Source organism: Viridibacillus arenosi, assembly GCF_001955655.1.
GTDB classification, from domain to species: domain Bacteria; phylum Bacillota; class Bacilli; order Bacillales_A; family Planococcaceae; genus Viridibacillus; species Viridibacillus arenosi.
Genome location: NZ_MSPW01000025.1, coordinates 1 through 8,111, shown reverse-complemented (window position 1 = coordinate 8,111; position 8,111 = coordinate 1). Strand labels below are relative to the sequence as shown.

The following is an 8,111-nucleotide window of genomic DNA, read 5'->3' as shown; positions in this document are numbered from 1 at the left end:
GTATAAAGAAACGAACCTTAGAAAAACCGATAACATAAATAAAAGCACCCATAGGATGCTCAAAAACACTAACCACAGACGCTCCAGACTCTATAGGGGTTATTGTTTCTAAAAAACATTATTACCGTAAATACATAAAACTGTATATACAGTTTTATGTATTTACGGTTTTATGTATTTTTCTTTACAAACCTCAATTCTTCATATATCTCGTAGTCAAATCAAACTTGTACAAATTTTCATATTTAGTAATCAATCTCCCATATAACGCATTGCTAGTATGGTGCAGGGATTACGAAGGGTGGACGACAAAGAGAAATCCATATCCCTCGTCATTTTGAAAAACGTCTAGAACAGTTACTTCAAGGAAAAGGTGACAAAGAACGAGTGGTCAATGTATCGTACTCAACGATTCGAGACGGTATTAATGTGGCTTGTAAGAAAACAGGGATTGATCAGGCTGGCCGAGGTGCACATGGATTTCGCCATGCATATGCAAGAAATCGTATGGATCAGCTCATGACAGCTGAGCAAAAAACAATGATGCAAAGGATTATAGATAACTGCAGCATAAATCGGAAAGCCGACTACGGCATTTTAAGTGAAACGGATAAAACGTTGTATAACGCAACAAAAGAGGCAATGGATCGGATTCATAAAGAATTAGGGCATGGAAAGAATCGATGGGAGAAGAAAATGATAAAAAAAATTATCCTATAGAGATATCTATAAAAATGTTAAATGAATTAAAAGATCCAATATACATGAATAAATTTAGTTTCCTTAACGAAACTCTAAAAAATTAAAAAAAGGTCAAAAAAGCAAATTTGCTTTTTTGACCTTTTTACTGTCTAAAGAGATATGTATAACCTCTTATATTAAACCTTATTTTCTTCTTCCATGAGTTGAAAAAAATTCGGTATATCATCAAATTTCATGTCTACAATATTATCTTTCAACGACTCATTTTTTTTGTAACCGATGCAATAAATAATCACAATGGTAAATTTCCGTCTAGGTTATCTAATCAAAATCTATAAAGAAAAATCCTCCATCGTCGCATCCACTTCATCTTCCGTGACCCCTATATACTGCATCGTAATCGATGGTGCTGAATGATTAAACAGCTGCTGTAACACTGCCACATCCTTGTGTTGCTTGTAATGATGATACCCAAACGTTTTGCGCATGGTATGTGTACCGATATCCTCTCGTCCAAGCGCTTCTGCCGCCTTTTGTAGGACCCTGTACGCTTGTGTGGTGGAAATATGGCCGTTTCCTTTCTGACTGGGAAACAACCACGCAGATGGGCTCAAATAGCGTGTATACGACTCGATCAACTCTCTTGTGGCCCGTGGAATCAAAAAGCGTTTCGTTTTCTTCGTCTTTTGCTCGGTAATCACCAAATGCGTTTTCCCTCGTACATCTTCCACTTTCAATGGGACCAGATCACTCACTCTCAGCCCAAGGTTAATCCCGAGGTTAAATAAAAACAGATCTCGAGCGCGCGCATACTTAGACAGTGCCCACCGGAAATCCACAATTTCTGCCTTCGTGCGCAATGGCTGCACGTTCTTTTCTTTGGCCATCTCAACCCCTCATTTCATCCAATATCGTACATTTGATGTATGTTAGTGTATCACGAAAGGAAGAACCCCGTAAAACCGCAGAAAAAACGTATGAAAATATACATTTTCATACGTTTTTTATTACATAAAAAATTTCCTCAACTTCTTATGATTGAGGAGATAATCACATAATTTTGTTTATATTAAATTGTGTGTTCAATTTAACATTCAAGACCAGTATCCAAATTTGGTATAATTCTCAATGTACCTACACGATGTTGTTGAACTTGTAACACTTTAACAAAAACATCCATAACGATTTTTTCACGTATTGTTCCAAACTCACCTTGTGGTTCAACAGTAACTGGAGAGAAATCAAGTTCAAAGAAATTAGCACCTATTAATTCCCCATATGGTTGTTCGTTGTATTTCACAGAATTTTGGAAGAAATATTTATCCAATCGAGGTACTTCACCATTAGTGTCGTTTAAGAAATATGCTTTGTTACTATCAGAAATACCAATAATAGGTTTGCTTAAGAATTCATTTGCTGTAATCTCAGCGAATCCAGAAAACGGTACTTCAACAATTCGATCTTGTAATACACCTTGACAATCATCTGAAGAATACTCAATATTTTTCCGAATAAACCCTGATATAAATAATTTTGCTTTCGTTACTTCAAAGTAGTCTGTGCTTCCAATTTGATCAAATTTTACAGGAATGAGCTTCACTTGATTTAAAAAGACATTCTTTGTTACACGTTTAATCTCTGTTGCTGGTGGATCAAGTGAAATATCTGTCTCTACAACAACTTGAAGTGATCTTTCTACAAGTACAACCGGGACTTTCAAAATTGGCGTACTTACTGTCGTATCATTTAATACTGCATCATCAGACACCGGAATTTGTTGCGTTGACGGTACTGCGCATGATTCTTGTTGCTGGTTGCAATTACATTTTTTCATTTACTCACCTCTTTTGCTATTTTTTGAGCTTTTTCAAACTCTTATAATAAAATATGTGGACTAAATATTTTTAAATAGGCTAGTAGAATAGTCATTATGTTCATTTTTAGCTGGGGTTATTTACTAAACATAAATAGAGAAACTAATTATTATTATTTATATCAACCTACAAAGATGAGATATATCATAGTTTATTCATTTAAACATTTGTATCAATAATAATCCCATCTCGTGTTATAAAAATCGATGCATTTAACTACTATTCTTCATCATATAAGGTAGCCTTAATTTTCTGTATTTGTGAAAGATGAACGATTAAATTAAGTACCATTCTTTGGTGAAGTCGATTTTTCTTTTGCTTTTGTGCTGCATTTTTATTGTGATTTGTATTAGCTGAATACTTAAATCTTTGAAGAATTTCCCCTTCCAACGCTACTTTCCCTTTACATATCGTACATGTCCCATTACCTAATGATTTGCCATATTGAACAGGAGTAAATTTAAAATTTATTAATTCAACATTTCTGGAGATTTCTTTAAAACCAAGAACTTCCTGTTCAAAGAAAACTTGATTGCTCATATTTATTTCAATTTCATACTCTCCTACTACTACAGGGACTCTTACCTCTATATGATTATGTGTACATTCTGGTTTCCCCTTCTTTTTTTGTGAAGGCATATGGATTGAATTAGCAACCGTTTCATATATCCGTTTCTCTGCATGATGCATTTCATTTTCAGTAGTAAAACTAATAATTTCATTAATTTTTGAACGAACTAACCTATATTTCACTGGCTCAGGGTAAGATAATTCTGTATGAATAAACTGTGAATGACTTTCTGATTGTTGTGTCTGATCATCACCTTCGAGGAATAGTGCAGATTGCTGAATGATATCACCTCCAATGGGTCTACGGAGAAAATCGTTAATGTCAACAAATATAGTAAATGGAATTATATTCTCTTTTGAATAGATATTCCCAAAATTAGAAGGTGGAGTTACATTATGTTCTTCTTTATCTTCTATTCTCTTTTTTTTTATTTCCTGTTCTTCGATATCTGCCACAGATTCTGTTTTAATAGTTCTGTTATCACTTATTGAATTAGCCTGCAATGTCTCTAACTTTCTTTGTTGAAATTTAAAATTATTTGTATTCTTTTTAAAATGACGGCATTTGATTTTTGGTAATATGCGTTTTGAGGGGATTTTTATGTTATTTAATGATTTCTCACAATCATCTTTTTTTTCACATAAAGAATCTTTCTCTGAATCATCAAATTCAATTGATTCTTTAAGGGATTTGGTATGTACTGATTCATTTTCATTATCATTATCATTATTTTGATGTTGATATAATTCCTGGTCAGTTTGAGTCTTATAACTATTTTGTTGCTGGAATTGAATCCGCTTTAATTCATTGTAGAAAATCAATGGAGTATCCATTCCATCCACTCCCATAAAAATAGGCTTTTATCTATTTATTTATGCTTCTTGGCTTTTTTGGTTCCTGGTGATGAAGGATTGTCTTCAATTTAGCAATTGATTATGGTGAACGGAACAACAAAAAGCCTAATTCCTCAATTTAAATGCTGAGAAATTAAGCTTTTTAATATTTGAAATATGGACCTGATCCATTATCTCTTTTGTTTCGTTATACTACGATACGACTTATCCAATCCACTTAAAATGTCATAGTCGGCTTTCCCATTTACGCTACGGTTATCTACAATACTTTGCATCATTGTTTTTTGCTCACCTGTCATGAGCTGATTCATACGATTAAAAAGGAGTATTAAACAAAGGTTTAATGCTTCTTTTTTTCACTTCAGTTAAATTCTCTTAACATTGTTCAACTTTCTTTGGTGCTCTTTCCAAAATCTTAACTACACGTTTATAACGTTTTCCAGTCTCTTCTAATTCTTCTCGAGAAACATTCATAACTAATACTCGTGCTACATTGTTTTTAGAATGAACTAAAACGATATCCCCCTGTTGAATACTCTCATTACGTAACATTTTAGGGATATGCCAATTATATAATTGGGTAGTATTTAATTGCATAATTGTCTCTTCCATAGAACTTTTAATATGAAATCCTGTTATTGTATTATTTTCAAACATAGCCATCCCCCTAGTATAATTCACCCTTTGCCAATTCAATGTAACAATCGATTTTATACACCGATTATTTTTTAAACAATCTTGCTAGCAAAGAAGGTTTCTTTTGTTGACTTTGTTCTTCTAAAGATTCTATTTTTGCATTGAGCTTCTTAATTTCATTCATAAGTTCGTTCATTTGTTCATTACCTTCGTTATCCGATTCAATCGCTTTTAAAGTAGCATCCTGCTTGCTTTCTAACCCTACTAATCGCTCATTTAGCGCCTTATTTTCAGCACGCATCGCTACCATCTCATCGCTCATAAGCTCTAATATGCGATAAAGCTCATTATCAAAGGGCTCAACGGTCATCGCGCTTTGTTCATCGCGCTTGCGCTCGGCGATTGATTGAACAACGCTTGAAGGCGAAAAGTCAGCGCTTGAAACCTTTATTGCAGCTTCTTTAAGCGATAATTCACCGCGATTTTTAAGCGCTAGCATAGCGCTGAGTATATCAATATCATGTTCGTTATATTGACGCTGTTTATTTGCATTTTTATGTATTTTATAACCGTTTTGCTCCAATAATTGCGAATAAGCTCGTAAAGAAGGTGCTGATACGTTCAATATACTTGCTACATCACTAGCATTCATAGTCCGATCACTCCTTTTCAAACCAGTTGTAACCTTACATTTTTATTGTCAAACACTCTCAAAGACAATCTCAAGCATAGCAAAATAAGCTAGTCACTATTATTCTTCTAGCCAATTATAAAATACACCTTTTTTTGTTTTTCTAACGTGCTGATTTGCTAGTTTAACTGGTTGAATTGAAGGATATTCTAATCTATTTAATAATGCAGTTGTAAAAACAGCTACTACATTATCAAAATGGTTATACTCCATATCCATTGAAATATGATGAATTACTTCTTTAGCTGCAATGAATCGTTTTACATCTGTATCTGAACCTACTCTTAAAGCCAGTTTATAGGCGTTTTCACGAACGATAGAAGGATAGGGCATAGATTGTATGAAATCGAAAAACAAATGCTGATACTCGTTGTCTGTGTACGTTAAAAGCAATGTACGTTGTTCTTCGGAGGTTATCGGTTGTTGAGATTCCACTTCTTCTTTAAGTGTTTCTAACAAATTAAAACTATGAATATATTTATTATTAGCTTGTTTTGAATTATTTAAAGATAAATAAAGGTTAGGACTCTTATTTTCTTGTTCAAACGTAGACATATCAATGTCTTTAAACATTTTCTGTTGTGCATCTTGCTGTGCGTTTAATTGTGCAATAGATGCTTCTGACAACAAGAAAACTTCCCTCATAATCGATTTGAAATTCTCATGTTTCTTATCTACAATGACGTATTTACCACAATTTGATTTAGCCGATCTCAAACGGCCAACTACAAATTGATTCGTTGTTTTAATAGCTTTAATAGCATTTCTAACCGTTCTAACTGATACTCCAAGCTTTTCTTCAAGCGTATCAGTTCCAACTTTACATAAGCCATTAGCAGACAACCAGAATGCGATCTGTTCTAATACTAAGAATTGTTTTTGTGGAAATAGTTCATCCATAAATATATTTTGTTGCAGCAAATCTTCTTCTAGTTGTTTTAAACGATTTTCTTTTACAGATCGTTTCGGTTTATTTCCGCTGTAGGTCATGTAAAATTGTGTTCTCTGTTGAGTTGCTGTTAGTGTACTGTTAGTTGTCATTGTTATCTTCTCCCTTTTAAGAAAACAAAAAAGCATAATCAAACACTGTGTAGTGAATGACTATGCTTCTTCTTAATGACAATAATTAAATTGATATAAGAAAACTTCCTTGATAAATTGATATTCATCATATAAAATAATGACATATGAATTGATTCAAGAAGTTAGCAACGTCAATCACACCCTATATGTGATCTGGCGGTCAATAACAGGATTGCAGTCCTGTTATTGATGCTGACTTTTTTGATTTCGTTCAATTAAGTTACATAAATAGTAACATTACTACTTCGAATTGGAAACAATTATTATCCTTACTCGGCACATTTTACCTCTATATACATGTCCCAATTCCCCCCCCACTTACAATTCATTTTTTTCAAATCCTTATCTTTGTCAATACTTATATACCGCATTGCTAGTTTCCACCGATTTTTCCATGCCCTAATTCTTTATGGATCTGATCCACTATCTCCTTTGTTGCATTCGCAAAGTTGATTCTTTAATTCACTATAAATATAAAATTACTTGCTTAACGATTTAACTTATCAAGATATTCTTTCAATGCAACATCTACAATATCTAACATTGTACATTCCTCCAATGCTGCTGCTGCGCGTAAACGTTTGTGCAGATCAGCATCCAATTCAAATGTCGCCTTCTTAATTTTACGTTCAACTGCATTTACAGAAACCTGTATATCTGTATTTGCAATTTCCTGTATTTTTTCATTATCTTGTTGTAATAACTTACTTACAACGTCCCTATTACCTTTTGATTTAGGTGCTTCTTTGGGATTTTTATTATATTTATCTTTAATTGACACGACTCAACAACTCCTCTATGAAATTTCTATGTTGTTCCGTTGCAGCTCTAATTTCTGGATTATTAATAATACCGTATACAGGTAATCTCCCAATAGCTGCACGTCTTGAAATAACTGTATCAAATATCAAATCCTTATATTCTTCACGTACCAATTGCAATAACTCTTTATTATCAATTCGTCTCGCATCAGATAATGTAGCAAGAATCCCAGCTATTTGTAATGTATCATTGCCATTTTCTTTCGCACCCTCAATTGTTTCCATAAATCTAGGAAGAGCATTATAACTAAATTTAGCCGTTTCAAACATCATCACTACATAATCACTAGCCATCAAAGCATTAACTGTTTGAATACTAAGATTAGGTGGTGTATCAATTAAAATATAATCATACTGGTCTTTTACACTTTCAATAACTTCTTTAAGCAATTGAATTTTACTTTTTGGACCTCTATAATCTGCAATCAATACTAAATAATCGTCAGCTGGTACATAATCAATATTATCAGTAGCAACTTTAATATATGGATCTATATCCCCATTCTCCATTGCCTCTTTGATTGTCTCGTGATAAAACACTTCTAAATCATCATAACCACTCACCAATTGAGTTAAATTTCCCTGACTATCCATATCAATCGCCAAAACTTTATAACCCCTCTGACCTAACAAATATGCAGTAAGACCACAAGTTGTTGTTTTACCAACTCCACCTTTCTGCAAAGAAAATGTAATAACTTTTGCTAACATTCAAATCACCATCCTTTAATAATAGTAAACAACACAAGCAAGAAACTGTAAAACCGTAAATACAGGTATGTATAAAGAAACGAACCTTAGAAAAACCGATAACATAAATAAAAGCACCCATAGGATGCTCAAAAACACTAACCACAGACGCTCCAGACTCTATAGGGG

General features: G+C 33.3%; 10 protein-coding genes. 1 reads left to right on the top strand and 9 read right to left on the bottom strand.

The features are described 5' to 3' along the window. The first annotated feature begins 387 nt into the window (after nt 1-387). On the top strand, nt 388-720 hold the full coding sequence (locus BK137_RS21295; RefSeq protein WP_038179348.1) for a site-specific integrase: 333 nt from the start codon (nt 388-390) through the stop codon (nt 718-720). A gap of 314 nt (nt 721-1,034) precedes the next feature. Here the strand turns inward: BK137_RS21295 and BK137_RS21290 are convergent, their stop codons facing one another. The 9 genes from BK137_RS21290 to BK137_RS22535 all read right to left on the bottom strand — a co-directional run. Further along, on the bottom strand, nt 1,035-1,589 hold the full coding sequence (locus tag BK137_RS21290) for a site-specific integrase (RefSeq protein ID WP_038179346.1): 555 nt from the start codon (nt 1,587-1,589) through the stop codon (nt 1,035-1,037). Between the two features lie 200 nt (nt 1,590-1,789). Further along, nucleotides 1,790-2,536: a CsxC family protein gene (locus BK137_RS21285; RefSeq protein ID WP_038179344.1), complete on the bottom strand. Its 747-nt coding sequence runs from the start codon at nt 2,534-2,536 to the stop codon at nt 1,790-1,792. 259 nt (nt 2,537-2,795) lie between these two features. Next, nucleotides 2,796-3,980 (bottom strand): BC_2427 family protein, encoded by a 1,185-nt coding sequence (locus BK137_RS21280; protein ID WP_038179343.1) that lies wholly within the window; start codon nt 3,978-3,980, stop codon nt 2,796-2,798. A gap of 396 nt (nt 3,981-4,376) precedes the next feature. Beyond that, nucleotides 4,377-4,658 (bottom strand): DUF5839 family protein, encoded by a 282-nt coding sequence (locus BK137_RS21275; RefSeq protein ID WP_038179341.1) that lies wholly within the window; start codon nt 4,656-4,658, stop codon nt 4,377-4,379. 64 nt (nt 4,659-4,722) lie between these two features. Further along, nucleotides 4,723-5,289, bottom strand: a complete 567-nt coding sequence (locus tag BK137_RS21270) for a helix-turn-helix domain-containing protein (RefSeq protein WP_038179339.1) — start codon at nt 5,287-5,289, stop codon at nt 4,723-4,725. Between the two features lie 99 nt (nt 5,290-5,388). Then, nucleotides 5,389-6,369 (bottom strand): helix-turn-helix domain-containing protein, encoded by a 981-nt coding sequence (locus tag BK137_RS21265; protein ID WP_038179337.1) that lies wholly within the window; start codon nt 6,367-6,369, stop codon nt 5,389-5,391. Nucleotides 6,370-6,898: 529 nt separating this feature from the next. Further along, nucleotides 6,899-7,192: a hypothetical protein gene (locus tag BK137_RS21260; protein ID WP_038179335.1), complete on the bottom strand. Its 294-nt coding sequence runs from the start codon at nt 7,190-7,192 to the stop codon at nt 6,899-6,901. Then, complete coding sequence (locus tag BK137_RS21255) at nt 7,182-7,943, bottom strand: ParA family protein (RefSeq protein ID WP_038179332.1); 762 nt, start codon at nt 7,941-7,943, stop codon at nt 7,182-7,184. The genes BK137_RS21260 and BK137_RS21255 overlap by 11 nt, the downstream gene beginning before the upstream one ends. After that, nucleotides 7,894-8,111, bottom strand: a 218-nt coding sequence (locus BK137_RS22535; protein WP_218642298.1) for a hypothetical protein, incomplete at its 5' end; no start/stop codon positions are given. The genes BK137_RS22535 and BK137_RS21255, both read right to left, overlap by 50 nt.